General features: G+C 67.0%; 19 protein-coding genes. 18 read left to right on the plus strand and 1 reads right to left on the minus strand.

From position 1 onward, the window contains the following. The first annotated feature begins 92 nt into the window (after positions 1-92). The 11 genes from glyS (at position 93) to ACGVWT_RS11500 (ending at position 12630) form a co-directional block, all read left to right on the plus strand. Positions 93-2258 carry a glycine--tRNA ligase subunit beta gene (glyS, locus tag ACGVWT_RS11450; protein WP_315461987.1) on the plus strand — a complete coding sequence of 722 codons (2166 nt, stop codon included), beginning with the start codon at positions 93-95 and terminating at the stop codon, positions 2256-2258. 104 nt (positions 2259-2362) lie between these two features. Continuing rightward, on the plus strand, positions 2363-5020 hold the full coding sequence (gene ppdK / locus ACGVWT_RS11455; RefSeq protein WP_315461988.1) for a pyruvate, phosphate dikinase: 2658 nt from the start codon (positions 2363-2365) through the stop codon (positions 5018-5020). A 199-nt stretch (positions 5021-5219) separates the two neighbouring features. Continuing rightward, on the plus strand, positions 5220-5927 hold the full coding sequence (locus tag ACGVWT_RS11460) for a CoA transferase subunit A (RefSeq protein WP_315461989.1): 708 nt from the start codon (positions 5220-5222) through the stop codon (positions 5925-5927). After that, the gene (locus ACGVWT_RS11465; protein ID WP_315461990.1) at positions 5924-6868 is read left to right on the plus strand and encodes an HAD family acid phosphatase; all 945 of its coding nucleotides are present in this window, start codon (positions 5924-5926) and stop codon (positions 6866-6868) included. The genes ACGVWT_RS11460 and ACGVWT_RS11465 overlap by 4 nt, the downstream gene beginning before the upstream one ends. After that, complete coding sequence (locus tag ACGVWT_RS11470) at positions 6865-7182, plus strand: DUF5076 domain-containing protein (RefSeq protein WP_315461991.1); 318 nt, start codon at positions 6865-6867, stop codon at positions 7180-7182. The genes ACGVWT_RS11465 and ACGVWT_RS11470 overlap by 4 nt, the downstream gene beginning before the upstream one ends. Next, positions 7182-7823, plus strand: a complete 642-nt coding sequence (locus ACGVWT_RS11475) for a 3-oxoacid CoA-transferase subunit B (protein WP_315461992.1) — start codon at positions 7182-7184, stop codon at positions 7821-7823. The genes ACGVWT_RS11470 and ACGVWT_RS11475 overlap by 1 nt, the downstream gene beginning before the upstream one ends. A 38-nt stretch (positions 7824-7861) precedes the next feature. After that, complete coding sequence (locus ACGVWT_RS11480; RefSeq protein ID WP_315461993.1) at positions 7862-8749, plus strand: alpha/beta hydrolase; 888 nt, start codon at positions 7862-7864, stop codon at positions 8747-8749. Continuing rightward, on the plus strand, positions 8746-9429 hold the full coding sequence (locus tag ACGVWT_RS11485; protein ID WP_315461994.1) for a glutathione S-transferase family protein: 684 nt from the start codon (positions 8746-8748) through the stop codon (positions 9427-9429). Before ACGVWT_RS11480 ends, ACGVWT_RS11485 begins: the two co-directional genes overlap by 4 nt. A 60-nt stretch (positions 9430-9489) precedes the next feature. Continuing rightward, a complete protein-coding gene (gene leuC, locus ACGVWT_RS11490; RefSeq protein ID WP_315461995.1) occupies positions 9490-10926 on the plus strand; it encodes a 3-isopropylmalate dehydratase large subunit in 1437 nt (478 codons plus the stop codon). A 113-nt stretch (positions 10927-11039) separates the two neighbouring features. Then, on the plus strand, positions 11040-11669 hold the full coding sequence (leuD, locus tag ACGVWT_RS11495; RefSeq protein WP_116460844.1) for a 3-isopropylmalate dehydratase small subunit: 630 nt from the start codon (positions 11040-11042) through the stop codon (positions 11667-11669). Next, positions 11632-12630, plus strand: a complete 999-nt coding sequence (locus ACGVWT_RS11500; protein WP_315461996.1) for an NADPH:quinone oxidoreductase family protein — start codon at positions 11632-11634, stop codon at positions 12628-12630. Before leuD ends, ACGVWT_RS11500 begins: the two co-directional genes overlap by 38 nt. A gap of 22 nt (positions 12631-12652) precedes the next feature. On the opposite strand, the gene ACGVWT_RS11505 is transcribed toward ACGVWT_RS11500, so the two are convergent. Then, the gene (locus ACGVWT_RS11505; protein ID WP_165800840.1) at positions 12653-12796 is read right to left on the minus strand and encodes a hypothetical protein; all 144 of its coding nucleotides are present in this window, start codon (positions 12794-12796) and stop codon (positions 12653-12655) included. Between the two features lie 213 nt (positions 12797-13009). Here ACGVWT_RS11505 and ACGVWT_RS11510 point away from each other — a divergent pair, with 213 nt between their 5' ends. From ACGVWT_RS11510 to ACGVWT_RS11540, 7 genes are all read left to right on the plus strand, one after another. After that, complete coding sequence (locus ACGVWT_RS11510) at positions 13010-13333, plus strand: DUF1476 domain-containing protein (RefSeq protein ID WP_315461997.1); 324 nt, start codon at positions 13010-13012, stop codon at positions 13331-13333. Between the two features lie 8 nt (positions 13334-13341). Further along, complete coding sequence (locus ACGVWT_RS11515; protein WP_043060554.1) at positions 13342-13572, plus strand: BolA family protein; 231 nt, start codon at positions 13342-13344, stop codon at positions 13570-13572. Between the two features lie 11 nt (positions 13573-13583). Next, positions 13584-13910 (plus strand): Grx4 family monothiol glutaredoxin, encoded by a 327-nt coding sequence (gene grxD, locus ACGVWT_RS11520; protein WP_017978331.1) that lies wholly within the window; start codon positions 13584-13586, stop codon positions 13908-13910. A 429-nt stretch (positions 13911-14339) separates the two neighbouring features. Beyond that, positions 14340-14708, plus strand: coding sequence for a BlaI/MecI/CopY family transcriptional regulator (locus tag ACGVWT_RS11525; protein ID WP_017978332.1), 369 nt, complete (start codon positions 14340-14342; stop codon positions 14706-14708). After that, positions 14705-16354, plus strand: a complete 1650-nt coding sequence (locus tag ACGVWT_RS11530) for a M56 family metallopeptidase (RefSeq protein WP_315461998.1) — start codon at positions 14705-14707, stop codon at positions 16352-16354. Before ACGVWT_RS11525 ends, ACGVWT_RS11530 begins: the two co-directional genes overlap by 4 nt. Positions 16355-16453: 99 nt before the next feature. Beyond that, positions 16454-17311, plus strand: a complete 858-nt coding sequence (locus ACGVWT_RS11535) for an MBL fold metallo-hydrolase (RefSeq protein WP_315461999.1) — start codon at positions 16454-16456, stop codon at positions 17309-17311. Next, entirely contained in the window at positions 17293-18027 is a 735-nt protein-coding gene (locus ACGVWT_RS11540) for a DUF4230 domain-containing protein (RefSeq protein WP_315462000.1), read from the plus strand. Before ACGVWT_RS11535 ends, ACGVWT_RS11540 begins: the two co-directional genes overlap by 19 nt. The last annotated feature ends 41 nt before the right edge of the window (positions 18028-18068 follow it).

Genomic DNA, 18068 nt, shown 5'->3' on the forward strand with positions numbered 1-18068 from the left:
AAGGTGTCGCGTCGAGAGGCTTTCGATCGTCTTTCTTCTCTTCGCGTCTTCGCGTCTTCGCGTGGATCAAACTTCTTCTTCGGCGCCGTCCAATGACCGACTTCCTCCTCGAACTCCGCTCCGAAGAAATCCCCGCGCGCATGCAGGACAAGGCGCGTGAGGATCTCGCCCGCCTGTTTGCCGCCGAACTCGCCAAGGCCGGCCTCGCCGCTACCGAGACGATCACCTACGCCACCCCACGCCGCCTCGCGCTGATCGCGCGCGGTCTGCCGCGGGAAACGCAGGCGGTCAGCGAAGAGCTGAAGGGCCCCAAGGCCAACGCCCCCGAACAGGCGCTCGCCGGCTTCCTGCGCAAGACCGGCCTGACCCGCGACCAACTCACCGAGCGGGACGGCGTCCTCTACGCCATCACCGAAAAGCCCGGCCGCGCCACCGCTGCCGTGCTGGCCGAGGCGATCCCCGCGATCGTCCGCGCCTTCCCCTGGCCGAAATCGATGCGCTGGGGCGCCGCTTCCGCATCGACGGAAAGCCTGCGCTGGGTTCGCCCGCTGCACGGCATCGTCGCGCTGCTGGGTGAGGATCTGGTCGACGTCGCAATCGCCGGCATCCGCTCAGGCGTCGCCACCTACGGCCACCGCTTCCACCACCCGGGCCAGATCACCATCGGCTCGGCGGCGGATTACGTCGAAAAGCTGCGCGCCTGCCACGTCATCGTCGATCAGGACGAACGCTGCGCGCTGATCCGTACCCAGGCCACTGCGCTCGCCGCCGAGGCGGGCCTGACCCTCGTCGAAGACGAAGGCCTCGTCGCCGAAAACGCCGGTCTCACCGAATGGCCGGTGCCGCTGCTCGGCCGTTTCGACGCCGACTTCCTCAGCGTCCCGCCCGAGGTGATCCAGCTCACCGCGCGCGTGAACCAGAAGTATTTCGTCTGCCGCGATGCGTCGGGCGCGCTGGCGAATGCCTTCGTCTGCACCGCCAATATCGAAGCGACCGACGGCGGCGCCAAGATCGTCGAGGGCAACCGCAAGGTCCTCGCCGCCCGCCTGTCGGACGCGCGCTTCTTCTACGACACCGATTTAAAGACCCCGCTCGAGGAACAGGCTGCAAAGCTCTCGAACATCGTCTTCCACGAAAAGCTCGGCACGGTGGCGGACAAGGTCGACCGCGTCGCCAAGCTCGCCCGCTGGTTGGTCGAAGAGGGCATCGTCGGCGGGGGTTCAAATCCCTCCAGCGCTATCAATTCACCCGTCACCCCAGCGCAGGCTGGGGTCTCCCGCGACGGCGCAGGACAAGAGCCGCATAAGACCCCAGCCTCCGCTGGGGTGACGGATATGGCCGACATGGCCGAACGCGCCGCGCGCCTTGCCAAGGCGGACCTCGTCACTGGCATGGTCGGCGAATTCCCCGAACTCCAGGGCCTGATGGGCGGCTATTACGCCGCCGCCCAGGGCGAACCCCGCGAAGTCGCCGAAGCCATCCGCGACCATTATAAGCCGGTCGGGCAGGGCGACGACGTGCCCACCGCGCCGGTGACGGTGGCGGTGTCGCTGGCGGACAAGTTGGATAGCGTAGCCCAGTTCTTCGCGGTCGGCCTGAAGCCGAGCGGGTCGAAGGATCCTTTTGCTCTACGCCGCGCAGCATTGGGCATCGCGAGCACGATCCAGCAAAATGCGCTTAGGCTCCCGTTCTACCCTGTCAGCGTCCGCGCAATGGGCAATACGGATGTTGGATCCACAGAGATGATGGATTTCATCATCGACCGCCTCAAGGTCCAGCAGCGCGAAGCCGGCGTTCGTCACGACCTGATCGACGCGGTATTCGCGCTCGGCGGCGAGGACGATCTCGTCCGCCTGCTCGCCCGCGTCCACGCGCTGCAAGCCTTCGTCACCACCGACGACGGCGCGAACCTGCTCGCCGGCTACAAGCGCGCCGCCAACATCCTCAAGAAGGAAGCGTACACCCCGGATACGGAGGGGAATCCGAAAACGCTGTCCTACACGCCCGAAAAGGCAGAGGCTGATCTGATCGCCGCGCTCGACTCGGCCGAACCCGCCGCCGCGGCCGCGGTGGGCGCGGAAGATTTCGAGCGCGCGATGGCGGCGCTCGCCTCGCTGCGGGCGCCGATCGATGCGTTCTTTGACACTGTGACCGTCAACGATGCCGACGCGGAGAAGCGGGACCACCGCCTCGCCCTGCTCGCCCGCGTGCGCGCGGCGGTCCACACCGTCGCCGACTTCTCGAAAATCGAGGGGTAGGAACCGGACCCCCGCGTATATTCCACATCGTCCACTTCCGAACGTTCGGTATGCTCTTTCCTCCCCGGGGATCAGGCCAACACGTCAGCTCTTAAGGACCAGCGATGACCCAATACGTGTACCGTTTCGGTGGCGGAGTTTCGGACGGCGGAAAGGGCGACAAGAACCTGCTCGGCGGCAAGGGCGCAAACCTTGCTGAAATGGCCTCGATCGGTCTGCCCGTGCCCCCCGGCTTCACGATCAGCACCGCTATGTGCACGCGCTATTACGAAGAGGGTGAGCAATTTCCCCAGTCGCTGCGGGACGAGGTGGCGCAGGGTATCGCGCATATTGAAGGAGTTACGGGGAAAAGCTTCGGCGACGCGTCCAATCCTCTGCTCGTCTCGGTCCGCTCCGGTGCGCGCGTGTCGATGCCCGGCATGATGGACACCGTCCTCAACCTCGGCCTCAACGACACCACGGTCGAAGGCCTTGCGACCAAGTCCGGCGATGAACGCTTCGCCTGGGACAGCTACCGCCGCTTCATCCAGATGTACGCGGACGTCGTGCTCGAACTCGACCACGGTGCCTTCGAGGAAGCGCTGGAGATCGCCAAGGAAGATAACGGCTTCACGCTCGATACCGAACTGACCGCCAGCGATCTCAAGGCATTGGTCGCGGAATATAAGAGCCTGGTGGAAAAGGAATGGGGCAAGCCCTTCCCGCAGGACGTGCACGATCAGCTGTGGGGCGCGGTCGGCGCGGTGTTCGGATCGTGGCAGTCGGAACGCGCCAAGGTCTATCGCCGCCTCAACGACATCCCCGCCGACTGGGGCACTGCGGTCAACGTCCAGGCCATGGTCTTCGGCAACATGGGCGACACGTCCGCCACCGGCGTCGCCTTCACCCGCGATCCCTCGACCGGCGCCAACGCTTATTACGGCGAATTCCTGATCAACGCGCAGGGCGAGGACGTCGTCGCCGGCATCCGCACGCCGCAATATCTGACCAAGACCGCCCGCGAAGAGGCCGGCGCCAAGCCCGCCTCGATGGAAGAGGCGATGCCCGAGGTATACGCCGAGCTGGCGGCGGTCTTCGACCGCCTCGAAAAGCATTACCGCGACATGCAGGACATCGAGTTCACGGTCGAACAGGCCAAGCTCTGGATGCTCCAGACCCGCTCGGGCAAGCGCACCGCCAAGGCCGCGCTCAAGATCGCGGTCGACATGGCGAGCGAAGGCCTGATCACCCGCGAAGAGGCGATCCTGCGGGTCGACCCGATGGCGCTCGACCAGCTGCTCCACCCGACGCTCGACCCCGACGCCCCGCGCGACGTCATCGCCAAGGGCCTGCCCGCCTCGCCGGGCGCGGCCTCGGGCGCAGTCGTGTTCGACGCCGACACCGCGGAAAAGCGCAAGGCGGCGGGCGACAAGGTCATCCTCGTCCGCGTCGAAACCAGCCCCGAAGACATCCACGGCATGCACGCCGCAGAGGGCATCCTGACCGCCCGCGGCGGCATGACCAGCCACGCCGCGGTCGTCGCGCGCGGCATGGGCCGGCCCTGCGTTTCGGGCGCCGGATCGCTCTCGATCTCGGCCAAGGACAAGGTGATGAAGGTCGCCGGTCGCGAGATTCGCGAAGGCGATACGATCACGATCGATGGCGCCAGCGGCGAGGTAATGTTCGGCGCGGTTGCCACCGTGCAGCCTGAACTTGCCGGCGACTTCGGCACGCTGATGGAATGGGCCGACGGCGTCCGCCGCCTGAAGGTGCGCGCCAACGCGGAAACCCCGCTCGACTGCCAGACCGCGCGCGATTTCGGTGCGGAGGGCGTCGGCCTGTGCCGCACCGAACACATGTTCTTCGACGCCGACCGCATCACCGCGGTCCGCCAGATGATCCTCGCCGACAGCGAAGCCGGCCGCCGCGCCGCGCTCGCCAAGCTGCTCCCCGCGCAGCGCAGCGACTTCACCGCGATCTTCGAGGTGATGGCCGGCCTGCCGGTAACGGTGCGCCTGCTTGACCCGCCGCTGCACGAATTCCTGCCGCACGAGGAGAATGAGTTCGCCGAAGTCGCCGCGGCGGCTGATGTCGATGTGGAAATGCTCAAGCGTCGCGCCGCCGAGTTGCACGAATTCAACCCGATGCTCGGCCACCGCGGCTGCCGCCTAGGCGTGACCTATCCCGAAATCTACGAAACCCAGGCGCGCGCGATCTTTGAAGCCGCGCTCGACGTCGCCGACAAATCGGGGGCGGCACCGATCCCAGAGGTGATGATCCCGCTCGTCGCCACCAAGCGCGAGCTCGATCTGATGAAAGCGGTGGTCGATCAGGCGGCGCAGGCCGTCTTCGCGGAACGCGGCAAGACCATCGACTATCTCGTTGGAACAATGATCGAATTGCCCCGCGCCGCGCTGAAGGCAGGCGAGATCGCCGAGACGGGGGAATTCTTCTCCTTCGGCACCAACGACCTGACGCAGACGACGCTGGGCGTCAGCCGCGACGACGCCGCCCGCTTCCTCGGCGCCTATGTCGAAAAGGGCATCTACGCCAAGGACCCGTTCGTCAGCCTCGACGTCGACGGCGTCGGCGAGCTGGTCGAACTGGCGGCAGAGCGTGGTCGCAAGACCCGCCCCGGCATCAAGCTCGGCATCTGCGGCGAACACGGTGGCGACCCGGCGAGCATCGCCTTCTGCGAAAAGGTCGGCCTCGATTACGTCTCGGCCAGCCCCTACCGCGTGCCGATCGCGCGCCTCGCGGCGGCGCAGGCTGCCCTGAAGTAACCCTTCCTCCCCTCCCTGGAAGGGAGGGGCCGGGGGTGGCTTGGCCCGCGAGGACGCGCGGCGGTGCCCCATGGGCCGACCCACCCCCAACCCCTCCCTTTCAGGGAGGGGAGAAGATCAAAGTTGAAACCTCATTCAGGTTTGCTTGACCCCGCGCCGCCGGCCCCGCTATCGCCGCGGCAACGACAGGAGAGAGGCGTTGAAGAAGCTCTATCCCGATGCCGCCGCGGCCCTCGAAGGCCTGCTGCATGACGGCATGACGATCTGCGCGGGCGGCTTCGGCCTGTGCGGCATTCCCGAACGGCTGATCGACGCGATCCAGGCCTCGGGCGTCAAGGATTTGACGATCGCCAGCAACAATGCAGGCATCGACGGCGAAGGCCTCGGCAAGCTGCTGCGCAGCCGCCAGGTCAAGAAGATGATCTCGAGCTACGTCGGCGAGAACAAGGAATTCGAGCGCCAGTATCTCTCCGGCGAACTGGAGGTCGAGTTCTGCCCACAGGGCACGCTCGCCGAACGCTGCCGGGCAGGGGGCGCAGGCATCCCCGGCTTCTACACCAAGACCGGCGTCGGCACGCTGGTGGCCGAGGGCAAGGAGGTGAAGACCTTCGACGGTCAGGATTACATTCTCGAACGCGGCATCCGCGCCGACCTCAGCATCATCAAGGGCTGGAAGGCGGACGAGAGCGGTAACCTCATCTTCCGCAAGACCGCGCGCAACTTCAACCAGCCGATGGCCACCGCCGGCAAGATCTGCGTCGCCGAAGTCGAAGAGGTGGTGCCGGTCGGCAGCCTCGATCCCGATCACATTCATCTGCCCGGCATCTACGTGAAGCGGATGATCGTCGGCGCGCCCTACGACAAGAAGATCGAATTCCGCACCGTCCGCGAGCGGGAGAGCGCATGATGCGTCGCCTGGCCCTCGCACTGGCCACCACGGCGCTGCTGACGGCCTGTGGCGGGCGTGGCGAACGGGCGGCGACGCTGCCCGCGCCGGGACAGACCTATAGTGCCGACGGCAAGGTCGTGCAGATCACCGGGCTGAAGGCGCTGCCCGCGCCGGGCGCTGCTGTCGGCGCCGACGCCGCAGTCGTCCCGCCGCAGTTCCAGTTCCTCTACGGCTCGGGCGAAGCGCTGGCGCTCAGCCGGCAGGCGTTCCGCGCGCTCGTCTCCTACGCCACCTATCGCAAGGCGGCTGGCGACAGCGTCGTCCTCGCGCCCAACGCCACGCTCGCCGCGCCAAGCTGGACCGCCTGCGCCGGCAAGCCGCGCGCGGCGGTGTTCGATGCGGACGAAACCGTGATCCTCAATCTCGGCGTCGAGGCACTGGCCGCGCGCGATCCCGCCGCCCCCTTCGATGCCGCGCAATGGGCGCGCTGGGAGCGGACCGGCGCCAAGGCCGTCGTAGCGGCTCCGGGCGCGATCGAGGCCTTCGCCGCTCTGCGCGCCGCGAATATCGCGATCATCATCAACACCAATCGCGATGCTTCCACCGCGCCGGGCACCGTCGCCACGCTGAAGGCCGCCGGTCTCGGCGACTTCACGCCGGGGGACAATCTGTTCCTGCGTCAGGGGATCAACGGCAAGGACGCCCGCCGCGCCGCGATTGCGCAGCGCTATTGCGTCGTCGCGATGGCGGGCGATCAGCTCGGTGATTTCAGCGACCTGTTCGGAGCGATCGCCTCCCCGGCCGACCGTCGCCGCGCTACCGATGCGGGCGCGATCGGCGAGATGTGGGGCAACGGCTGGTTCGTCCTGCCCAACCCCGTCTACGGCACCGGGCTGAAGGGTGGCTTCGACGAGGTCTTCCCGGCCGACAGGCGCTGGGTCGACGGGGGCGCGCGATGAGCGACAAGCCCGTCCCGATGAACCTCGATCGCTATGCCGACCTGATCGGCGGCAGCGCGGAGTTCCTGCGCGTCTGGGCCAAGCAGGACGGCCCCGTCACCTGTTTCGTCAATCCGGTGCCGATCGGGCCGGATCCGTTCGCCTTCGGCCTCGCCATGGTCGATTGCGTCCGCCACGCCGCCAGGGCCTATGCCGGTGCGGTGAACATCGACGAGGAGGCGGCCCTCGCGCGCATATGGGAAGGGCTCGACGCCGAGCGCGCCGCGCCCACGACCGATCCGATCTCCATCACCGCCAAGAGGGATGTGCATTAATGGCTTGGGACCGCAATCAGATGGCGGCACGCGCCGCGCAGGAACTGCGTGACGGCTATTACGTCAACCTCGGCATCGGTATCCCGACGCTGGTCGCCAACAACATCCCTGCCGGAATGACCGTGACGCTGCAGAGCGAGAACGGCATGCTCGGCATCGGACCGTTTCCGTATGACGACGAGGTCGATCCCGATCTGATCAACGCCGGCAAGCAGACGATCAGCGAGCTGCCGCAGAGCGCCTATTTCGGCAGCGAACAGAGCTTTGCGATGATCCGCGGCGGGCATATCGACCTGACCGTGCTCGGCGCGATGGAGGTCAGCGAGGGCGGCGACATCGCCAACTGGATGATCCCCGGCAAGATGATCAAGGGGATGGGCGGCGCGATGGACCTCGTCGCCGGCGTCAAGCAGATCATCGTCGTGATGGACCATAATGCCAAGGACGGCAGCCCGAAGTTCATCCCCGCCTGCACGCTGCCGCTGACCGGCAAGAACGTCGTCGACATGATCGTCACCGACCTCGCCGTCTTCCGGCGGCCCGATCACGTTTCGCGCTTCCAACTGGTCGAACTCGCGCCCGGCGTGAGTGCCGACGAGGTCGCGGCGAAGACGACGGCCGCCTATCAGGTGGCGCTGTAACGATCGGCAGGCGGCGCCCGGACGCCTGAGGAGGGACGATGCGCTGGCTGATCGGGATCGGGTCGCTCGGGCTGATCGTCGGCATCCTCTGCGCGACCGTGTCCGGGCCGCGATGGCTCACCATAGCCGATGGCGTGATGGGCGGTGGCCGCGGTGTCGAGCGGGTCGCGGACGGCGTTCCGTTCGGGTCGCACGGGCAGACTCTGGATGTGTGGCGGCCCGCCGGGGCGCCGCGCCGTCGACCCGTGGTGATGTTCATGTATGGCGGCGGTTGGGTGAATGGTGACCGCGCCGCTTATGCCTTCGCCGCACGCGCGTTCGCCAGGGCCGGGTTCGTCGTGGTGGTGCCCGATTACCGCAAGGTGCCGGGCGTGCGCTTCCCGGCCTTCGTCCAGGACGGCGCCGATGCGCTGCGCTGGGTGCATGATCACGTCGCGCAATACGGCGGCGATCCGGAGCGGATCGCGGTCGCCGGCCATTCGGCAGGTGCCTATAATGCGGTGATGCTGGCGATCGACCCGCGCTGGTTGCGCGATGTCGGCTTGGCGCCCGATACGATCAAGGCGGTGGTGGGGCTGTGCGGCCCGTACGACTTCTTCCCCTTCGACTCGAAGCGATCGATCGATGCCTTCGCCGGAGTAGCGGACGGTCCGGCGACGCAGCCGGTCCATTATGCACGTCCCGGGTTGAAGCCCATGCTGCTGGTGACGGGCAGCGCCGACACGCAGGTGAAGCCGCGCAACGCGATCGCACTAGCGCAGCGGTTGCGGGCGGCGGGTTCGCCGGTGGAGTTGCGCGACTATAGCGGGCTCAGCCACGAGGATGTGGTGATGGCGCTCTCGGGGCCGTTCCGCGGCAAGGCGCCGGTGCTGCACGACAGCGTCGCGTTTCTGGATCGGATATTGGGGAAGGGGAGGGTGCCATGAGCTACACACTGATCACCGCCAACCGCAATTATTCCAGCTGGTCGTTGCGGCCCTGGCTGTTGATGACGGCGCTCGGCATTCCGTTCGAGGATCGGATCGAACCCTTTGCGCAAGCCGATAGCTGGCAGGCGTACCGCGCCTTCTCGCCGACCGGTCAGGTGCCGGTCCTGATCGATGGCGATCGCACGATCTGGGACTCGCTGGGCATCGTGATGTACCTCGCCGATCGGCATGAGGGTGTCTGGCCGGCGAACGAGGATGCGCGCGCCTGGGCGCAGAGCGCGGTCGCGGAGATGCACGGCGGGTTCGCGGCGTTGCGCAACGAGCGGACGATGAACGTCGGGGTGCGCGCCGATCCCAAGCCGGGCTCCGCCGCCTTGGCGCGCGATGTCGCCCGCATCGCGGAACTGTGGGGCGAGGGGCTCGATCAGTTCGGCGGTCCCTGGCTGGCCGGCGGGGCCTTCACCGGGGTCGACGCCTTTTACGCTCCCGTCGCGTTCCGCGTTCGCACCTATGGAATCGACGTGGGAGAGGCGGGGCAGCGCTGGACCGCGGCGGTGCTTGCCCATCCCGCCACGCAGGAATGGGAGCGCGCCGCACTCGCCGATCCGACCCGGGATGCGCGCAACGAGGCCTATCTCGCAATGTGCGGCACCGTCGTCGAAGATCATCGTGGCTAGGCAATAATCTGTCGCACAGCCTTTCGTCGACGCATCGTTTCGGTTAACGCGAGCCCCATCATGGCATCCCGACCACAGACCCTGTACGAAAAGATCTGGAACGCGCACGTCGTCGAAACGCGCGACGATGGCACGTGCCTCATCTACATCGACCGCCACCTCGTCCACGAAGTCACCAGCCCGCAGGCGTTCGAAGGGTTGCGGGCCGCCGGGCGCCGTGTGCGCCGTCCCGAACTGACGCTGGCGGTGCCCGACCACAATCTGCCGACGACGCCGCGCGTCGATGCCAATGGTCGCCTGATCCCGATCGCCGATCCCGAAAGCGCGCAGCAGCTCGACGCGCTCCGCCGCAACACCGCGGAGTTCGGCGTCGATTACATCGATGCGACCGCTGCGGAGCAGGGCATCGTCCATGTCGTGGGCCCGGAACTCGGCTTTACGCTGCCCGGCACGACCCTGGTCTGCGGCGACAGCCACACGTCGACCCACGGCGCGCTCGGTGCGCTCGCCTTCGGGATCGGGACCAGCGAGGTCGAGCATGTGCTCGCCACGCAGACGCTGCTGCTCAGCCCATCGAAGACGATGGAGGTCCGCGTCGACGGCACGCTCGGCTATGGCGTCAGCCCCAAGGACGTGATCCTTGCGATCATGGGCCGCGTCGGCGCGGCGGGCGGCACCGGCCATGTCTTCGAATATACCGGCGACGTCGTGCGCGCGATGTCGATCGAGGGGCGGATGACGCTCGCCAATATGTCGATCGAGGGCGGTGCGCGTGCCGGCCTCGTCGCCCCGGACGACACGACCTTCGCCTATCTGAAGGGTCGGCCGATGGCGCCCAAGGGCGACGAATGGGATCGGGCGGTGGCTTGGTGGCGTAGCCTCGCGACCGATGCCGGCGCGCGCTACGACAAGAGCGTCACCTTGCACGCCAGCGAGATCGCACCGTCGCTGACCTGGGGCACCAGCCCGGAGGACGTCGTACCGATCACCGGCGTCGTCCCCGAACCCGACAGTTTCACCGACCCTGCCAAGCGCGAGGCGGCGCGGCGCAGCCTCGACTATATGGGCCTGACGCCGGGCACGGCGATGCAGGACGTGGCGATCCAGCACGTCTTCATCGGCAGTTGCACCAACAGCCGGATCGAGGATCTACGTGCCGCCGCGGCGGTCGCGGATGGCCGCCGCGTTGCGGATGGCGTGCGCGCGATGGTTGTCCCCGGGTCGGGGCTGGTCAAGCGGCAGGCGGAGGCGGAGGGCCTCGACCGCGTGTTCGTCTCTGCGGGCTTCGAATGGCGCGAACCCGGCTGCTCGATGTGCCTCGCGATGAACCCTGACAAGGTGCCGGCGGGCGAACGCTGTGCCTCGACTTCGAATAGAAATTTCGTGGGACGTCAAGGACCTGGCGCGCGCACTCATTTGTTGTCGCCAGCGATGGCGGCTGCTGCCGCGGTCACGGGACGGCTCGCCGATGTGCGCGATGTGATGGGAGGACGATGATGAAGAAGGTTCTGGTATTGCTCGTGGCCGGCGCGATGATGAGCGGCGTGGCCGCCTATGTCGCGGGTGCGCGGGTGCTGACCCATCCGGTCGCCTTGCAGCGCTGACGCCGTATGCAGCCCGTCACGACAGTCAGCGGCACCGCTTACCCTTGGGGTGCCAAGAATATCGACACCGACATCATCATCCCGGCGCATTGGCTGAAGACCATCACGCGCTCCGGGCTGGGTCGCGGTGCGTTCGAGACGGTGCGCGCGCAGCCCGGTAACGTCTTCGACGATCCCCGCTATGCCGGCGCGCCGATCCTGATCGCAGGCGATAATTTCGGTTGCGGATCCAGCCGCGAACACGCCGCCTGGGCGCTCGCCGACATGGGTGTGAAAGCCGTCATCGCGCCCAGTTTCTCCGACATCTTCTCCGGCAATGCCTTCAAGAACGGAATCGTCCCCGTGGTGCTGCCGCAGGAGGCGGTGGATCGGCTGGTCGAGGTGGCGAAGGAGCAGCCGATCACCGTCGATCTCGAGACGATGACGGTCACGACGCCGTACCAGGATCGTTTCGCCTTCCATCTCGACCCGTTTCGTCGCCGTTGCCTGATGGAGGGGCTGGACGAAGTCGGTCTGACACTGGCAAGAGATACCGCGATTTCGAAATTCGAAGGTGCGGTCGAGCAGAGCCGCCCCTGGATCGGGAGTAGGAGCGGGTATGCGAGCATTGCTGTCGACGGCGCCGGGCGGACCTGAAACTCTAGAGCTGACAGGATCGCCTGATCCCGTACCGGCTACGGGGCAGGTCCTGGTCGCGGTGAAGGCCTGCGCGATCAACTATCCCGACGTCCTGATCATCGAGGACAAATATCAGTTCAAGCCGCAGCGCCCCTTCGCACCCGGCGGTGAGATCGCTGGGGTCATCGAGGCGCTGGGTGAGGGCGTGACCGACTGGCAGGTCGGCGATCGCGTGATGGGCGTGATCGGCCATGGCGGCCTTGCGAGCAAGATCGCTGTCGAGCCGCAGCGCCTCTACCGCTTGCCCGAAGAACGCAGCTTTGCCGAGGGCGCGGCGCTGATCCTCACCTATGCCACCACCATCCATGCGCTGCTCGACCGCGGTCGCCTGGCGGAGGGGCAGTCGCTGCTCGTCCTCGGTGCGGCGGGCGGCGTCGGCCTGGCGGCGATCGAACTCGGCAAGTCCTATGGCGCGCGTGTCGTTGCGGCGGTGTCGTCGGAGGAGAAGGCGGTGGCGGCCAAGGCCGCAGGCGCGGACGAAACGATCATCTACGGCCGCGCGCCGTTCGACAAGGATCAGTCCAAGGCGCTCGCCGAACAATTCAAGGCGGCGGGCGGGCGCGGCGGCTTCGATGTGATCTACGATCCGGTCGGCGGCGACTATGCCGAGCCTGCGCTGCGCTCAATCGCGTGGGAAGGGCGTTATCTCGTCGTCGGTTTTCCGGCGGGTATTCCGAAGCTGCCGCTCAATCTGACGCTGCTGAAGAGCTGCGATGTCTGCGGCGTGTTCTGGGGCGCGTTCGCTGCACGCGATCCGCAGGCGAATGCTGCGCATGTCGACACGCTGTTCCGTTTGTGGCGGGAGGGGCGCATCGCGCCGCGCGTCACGGAAACCTTTGCATTCGAACGGGGTGGCGATGCGATCGCCAAGATGGCCGCACGCGCGGCGATCGGCAAACTGGTGGTCGAGGTCGGTTGACCTCGGCCACCGGGCGGGGCGTTTAGCGTACCGCGAATACGACGGCCAGGATCATCGCCCACAAGAACAGCGAGATCCCCGTGCCGATCATCACGCCCGTCAGCGGCGTGGCGCGGTGGTGGTGCGTGCCGGAATGCGTGCCGGCGGTGAGAGGCGCGTTGGTCATTGTCCTTCTCCAGCGGGTCGATCTTTGCGTCGTACCCTATATTCAATATCTCATAACGCGCTTAACGGTTCCATAACGTAGGCGTTACGTTTCACTTATTTTCATGTTCAATCTCGACGGCTGGCCGTGCGGCGCGGCAGCGTGCGTTGCGCGGGCGGTCGCCCGCTCCTATGTGGAGACCGAAGTAGACCGCCCCGGGGGGAAATGGCCGCGATGACGATGTTCGACGATCGGGAAAAGGCACTGGAAGGGCAGTTTGCTCGCGCCGAAGAAATGGCGTTTCGCATCACCGCGCGCCGCAATCGTCTGCTGGGCCAGTGGGCCGCCGAGCTGATGGGTTTGACGCCGGAGGAAACGGATTCCTACGCGAAGTCGGTCGTCCAGGCTGATTTCGAGGAAGCTGGCGATGAGGACGTCGTTCGCAAGCTGCTGGGCGACCTCACCGCCGCGCGGGTCGAAACCGACGATGCCACCGTGCGCCGCGCACTCGCCGACAAGGCGGTCGAAGCGCGTCGTCAGTTGATGCAGCCGGAGTAAGCATCGCGATGCCGATGGCCGCTGACGATATCGCCGCGCTGATCCGCGCCGCCATTCCCGATGCCGAGGTCGAGATCACCGATCTTGCCGGTGACGGAGACCATTATGCCGCACGCGTCGTGTCGGCGAGCTTCGCGGGTCTGCCGCTGCGCAAGCAGCATCAGGCGGTCTATGCGGCGCTCGGCGGCCGGATGGGCGGCGAACTCCATGCGCTGCAACTCAAGACCGCAGCAGCCTGAGGATAGAGACCATGACCGACGATACCCACGCCCGCATCGACGCCGTCGTAAAGAACAATGCCGTGGTGCTGTTCATGAAGGGCAGCCCGCTGTTCCCGCAATGCGGCTTTTCGAGCCGCGCGGTGGCGATCCTCGACCATCTCGGCGTCAGCTATGAAAGCGTCGACGTGTTGCAGGACCAGGCGATCCGTCAGGGCATCAAGGCCTATTCCGATTGGCCGACGATCCCGCAGCTCTATGCCGGCGGCGAGTTTATCGGCGGGTCGGACATCATGATGGAGATGTACGAAAGCGGCGAGTTGGCGACGCTGCTGAAGGGCGAAGCCGCCGCACAGTAAGTGCAGGCTTCGATACCTGCCCGGTGAGATCGGGCATCGGGCGGGCGCCGTATGGCGTCCGCCTTTTGTTTTTGTGGCTGTTGCGGGCGTAACGGGCCGAAAATCGGGCAGGGGGGGGCGGCCTCGCGCGGCCATATCGGCCGGGTGCGGGTGGGCCGGTGCGTGATACGATCCCGCGGCTGGCCCACCCTGCTGAAGCGTCGAACGCTCGGCTGCCCTGATATAAGCATCCAGCGTGCCAATCGTCCTAACCAACGGAAATGGTGGCACCTAGTTGGTTAACGCCACGGAGCTGGCGGGCGAAGCTGTAAAATCCTTCGACATTACGCATGCTTCTTGGAGTTTTTACGACTTGCCACCCCGACGTCCTCTATTGACTACGCTCGTAATCGCACTGATAACAGCTGTAGTCGATAAAGGAGCGTAACCGTGGCCGAACGAATCAGCGATGCCGAGCATGCGGTGATGGAGGTCCTGTGGGACGAATCGCCGCTCACCGCCCAGGACGTGGCGGAGCGGGTCGATCCGGCGCGCGGCTGGAGCGCCAATACGGTCAAGACGCTGCTGGGCCGGCTGCTCGCCAAATCCGCGATCGCCCATCAGGAGGATGGCCGCCGCTATCTCTACCGCCCGATCGTCGCCCGCGACGATTACGTGTCGGGCGAATCGAAGCGGCTGATCGACCGTCTCTTCGGCGGCAAGCTGACCCCGCTCGTCGCCCACCTCGCCGAGCGTGACGAGCTAAGCGCGCAGGACATCGCCGAAATCGAAGCGCTATTGAAGGACCTGAAACAATGAGCGCGCTGCTGCCAGGCGCGCCGTTCCTCGGCTGGCTGATCGAGGCGCTGGCCGCCTCGACGCTGCTGATGGTGCTGGTGCTACTGATCCGCCGTCCGGTCCTCGAAGCATTCGGGCCGCAGATCGCCTATGCGCTATGGGCCTTGCCACTGCTCCGCCTGCTGCTGCCGCCTTTGCCGGCCGGCCTGCGGCAGGCGGCCGCAACTCCGCTCAGCCAGGCGAGCGAGACGATTACGATCATGGTCGTGGGGCAGGGCGACGCCGCCGTCGCGCCGGCTGTCGCACCGATGGCCGAAGGTGCGTCGATCGCCTGGGGGCCGATCGTCGGTGGAACGCTGGCGCTGCTGTGGGGCGCAGGCGCGCTCGGCTTCCTGTTGTGGCATCTCACCAGTCACACCCGCTTCTGTCGGCGCCTGCTCGGCACGGCAGCGCATGTTGAAGAGATGCGCGGAGTGCGCGTCATCGCCAGCGATGCGGCGCCCGGGCCGCTCGCATTCGGCGTGCTCCGCCGCTACGTCGCCTTCCCGCTCGACTTCGCCGATCGCTATGATGCCGACGAGCGCGAACTCGCGCTGGAACATGAGATCGGCCACCACCAGCGCGGCGATCTGATCGCCAACTGGATCGCACTGGCGGTGCTCGCGCTCCACTGGTTTAACCCCGTCGCCTGGCGGGCCTTCCGCGCCTTTCGCGCCGATCAGGAGCTAGCCAACGACGCCCGCGTGCTCGCCGGCCGCTCCGCGATCGACCGTCACGCCTACGCCTGTGCCATCGTGAAGGCAGCGCACGGCGGGGCCGTGTCCGCCGCCTGTCACCTCCACACCATCGACGATCTGAAAGGGAGAATCCGTATGCTGACCACCATGCCGCGTTCGCGTCGGCGTCTCGCAACCGGGGGCGTGCTGATGTCCGCCGTCGTGCTCGCCGGCCTTGGCCTCACCGCCTCGGGCACCAGCGCTGCCAAGGCGATCAGCGGGAAGGTGGGCGACACGATCGGCGTCGACCTCCAAGCCCAGCCGCCGGCGCCGCCGGCCCCTCCCGTCGCTCCCGCACGGCCGGCACCCGCCACCGCGCCCGACGTGGCGGCGATCGCAGACGTGCCCGCGCCTCCTCCGGCGCCCGACGCGCCCGACGCGCCTGCCGCACCGCCGGTCCCCGCCACGCCTTCGAAGTCCCACCGCATCGTCATCAACAAGATGCGGGACGGCAAGACGGCAACCTTCACCTCCGACATGAACGGCCATTTCGATGATGCCGCGATCGAAAAGATGGTGGCCGACGCGCAGGCGAACATGCCCGAAGTGACGTCGCGTAACTGCACAGACGGTGTCGACGGCAACCCGCGCAAGTTCGTGATTCAGACGGTCAGGAACGGCAAGCGCGCGATGATCGTATGCAACAATCGGATCGAGGCGGCGTCGGCGTCCGCTGCGGCGGCCGGGGCATATGCCACCGCGAAGGCGGGTGTGATGTTCCACCACAAACGCGACGCGTTGCAGACCGCGCTCGCCAGCGTCACGGCAACCCGCGTCAGCATCGCCAATAACGCCAGCATCCCGCCAGCCGACCGTGCCTCCGCCCTGAAGGACATCGACGAGGCGCTGGTCGAGTTGCGCAACGAGATGGCGGGTATCGGCAAGGACTGACGTTCCGATACGATACCGGCCTCGAACCTCCCCGCGCACGGTCCCGCGTGGGGAGGTTTTGCTTGCGCCCGGGGCCACCGCACGCCACATCGATGGACAATGCCCGCGCATCCGACCGGAATCCCGATCCAGCTCGAGCCGCTCGTGACGCGCGTGCTCGCGCCCAACGCCTCGCCCTACACCTATAGTGGCACGCAGACGCACGTCGTCGGAACCACCGATCTCGCGATCATCGATCCCGGTCCCGACGATCCCGCGCATATCGCCGCTCTGCTAAACGTCATCGCCGGCCGGCCCGTGACGGCGATCGTCATCACGCATCACCACCGCGATCACAGCCCCGCCAGCCGACCGCTTGCCGCCACCACCGGCGCACCGATCGTCGGTCCGCGCGCGCACCATGTCGCGGATGACACCCTTCGTCTGGATGCCGCCTTCGACGCCGATTACGCACCTGATCGCGTGTTGGATGAGGGCGACACTGTCAGTGGAGAGGGCTGGACGCTGCAAGCCATCGCGACGCCCGGCCACACATCCAACCATTTCGCCTATGCGCTGGCCGAAAGCGGCGCATTGTTTTCGGGCGACCATGTGATGGGTTGGGCGACCAGCGTCGTCTCGCCGCCCGATGGCGACATGGGCGACTACATGGCGAGCCTCGACAAGCTGCTCGGCCGCGACGATCGCGTCTATTATCCTGGCCATGGCGAGGCGGTGGAGACGCCGCAGCGGCTGGTGCGCGGCATGCTCGGCCATCGCAAGCAGCGCGAGGGGCAAATCCTGCGCCTGCTCCGCGAAGCCCCGATGGCCATCCCAGCGATGACCGCGCGTATGTACGTCGGGCTCGACCCGCGGCTGCTCGGCGCGGCGGAGCGATCGGTGCTCGCGCATCTGTACGACCTGCGCCGTCGCGCACTGGTGGAGGAGGAGGGAGACACATGGCGGATCCGCGCGTGATCGATCCGGCACCGACGCCGGCTCGCGGATCGATCGGATCGTTCCTGGGCAAGGCCGCTGGCGTCATCGTCCTGCTGGGGCTCGCCGTGCTGCTCGGCCTGTGGGCGATCCAGCGCTATGTGGAACGGCGGCTCGCGCCCGATCCCACCACGGTCGCCAGCGCCAGCCTGCAGGGATTGCGCGAGCAGAACCGGCTGTCGGCCTTTGCCGCGCGCTTCGTCGCCGTCTCCACCTCGCGCCAGTCGCAGCTTGGCCTCTCGACCGAAAAGACGCTGATCATGCCGGGCACCGTCCGCTACGAAGTGGACCTCGCCAAGCTGACGCCCTCCGACGTCATTTGGGACGCCGGCACCAAGACACTGTCGGTGCGCCTGCCGCCGGTGGAGATCGATGGGCCGCAGATCGATCTGGCGCAGCTGCGCGAATATGGCAGCGGCGGCATCCTGTCGCACGTCACCGATGCCGAGGCGCGGCTCGATACGGCCAACCGGCGGGCCGGGCAGGCGGAGCTGGTGCGGCAGGCGCGCGACGCCGCACCGATGAAGCTCGCCCGCGATGCGACGCGCCGGGCAGTGGAGACCAGCTTCGCCATGCCACTGCGCGCTGCCGGTATCGACGCGCAGGTGAAGGTGCGCTTCGCCGACGATCCGACGCCTGCGGGAGAGCGTTGGGACACCAGCCGGTCGTTGCAGGAAGTTCTCGGCAACGCCGAGTGAGGCGCGGCGTTGAGCCCGGCGCGGGTATCGCCTAACGGGGG

The sequence above is a fragment of the Sphingomonas sp. S6 genome, assembly GCF_043498045.1.
Lineage (GTDB): Bacteria > Pseudomonadota > Alphaproteobacteria > Sphingomonadales > Sphingomonadaceae > Sphingomonas.

Excerpts from the sequence above, each read along its gene's own strand:
- ppdK (WP_315461988.1), top strand. The coding sequence starts at position 2,363 with ATGACCCAATACGTGTACCGTTTCGGTGGCGGAGTTTCGGACGGCGGA.
- ACGVWT_RS11515 (WP_043060554.1), top strand. The coding sequence starts at position 13,342 with ATGCCGATGGCCGCTGACGATATCGCCGCGCTGATCCGCGCCGCCATT.
- ACGVWT_RS11470 (WP_315461991.1), top strand. The coding sequence starts at position 6,865 with ATGAGCGACAAGCCCGTCCCGATGAACCTCGATCGCTATGCCGACCTG.
- ACGVWT_RS11485 (WP_315461994.1), top strand. The coding sequence starts at position 8,746 with ATGAGCTACACACTGATCACCGCCAACCGCAATTATTCCAGCTGGTCG.
- ACGVWT_RS11540 (WP_315462000.1), top strand. The coding sequence starts at position 17,293 with ATGGCGGATCCGCGCGTGATCGATCCGGCACCGACGCCGGCTCGCGGA.
- grxD (WP_017978331.1), top strand. The coding sequence starts at position 13,584 with ATGACCGACGATACCCACGCCCGCATCGACGCCGTCGTAAAGAACAAT.
- ACGVWT_RS11500 (WP_315461996.1), top strand. The coding sequence starts at position 11,632 with ATGCGAGCATTGCTGTCGACGGCGCCGGGCGGACCTGAAACTCTAGAG.
- ACGVWT_RS11475 (WP_315461992.1), top strand. The coding sequence starts at position 7,182 with ATGGCTTGGGACCGCAATCAGATGGCGGCACGCGCCGCGCAGGAACTG.
- ACGVWT_RS11510 (WP_315461997.1), top strand. The coding sequence starts at position 13,010 with ATGACGATGTTCGACGATCGGGAAAAGGCACTGGAAGGGCAGTTTGCT.
- leuC (WP_315461995.1), top strand. The coding sequence starts at position 9,490 with ATGGCATCCCGACCACAGACCCTGTACGAAAAGATCTGGAACGCGCAC.
- leuD (WP_116460844.1), top strand. The coding sequence starts at position 11,040 with ATGCAGCCCGTCACGACAGTCAGCGGCACCGCTTACCCTTGGGGTGCC.
- ACGVWT_RS11505 (WP_165800840.1), bottom strand. The coding sequence starts at position 12,796 with ATGACCAACGCGCCTCTCACCGCCGGCACGCATTCCGGCACGCACCAC.
- ACGVWT_RS11535 (WP_315461999.1), top strand. The coding sequence starts at position 16,454 with ATGCCCGCGCATCCGACCGGAATCCCGATCCAGCTCGAGCCGCTCGTG.
- glyS (WP_315461987.1), top strand. The coding sequence starts at position 93 with ATGACCGACTTCCTCCTCGAACTCCGCTCCGAAGAAATCCCCGCGCGC.
- ACGVWT_RS11530 (WP_315461998.1), top strand. The coding sequence starts at position 14,705 with ATGAGCGCGCTGCTGCCAGGCGCGCCGTTCCTCGGCTGGCTGATCGAG.
- ACGVWT_RS11465 (WP_315461990.1), top strand. The coding sequence starts at position 5,924 with ATGATGCGTCGCCTGGCCCTCGCACTGGCCACCACGGCGCTGCTGACG.
- ACGVWT_RS11480 (WP_315461993.1), top strand. The coding sequence starts at position 7,862 with ATGCGCTGGCTGATCGGGATCGGGTCGCTCGGGCTGATCGTCGGCATC.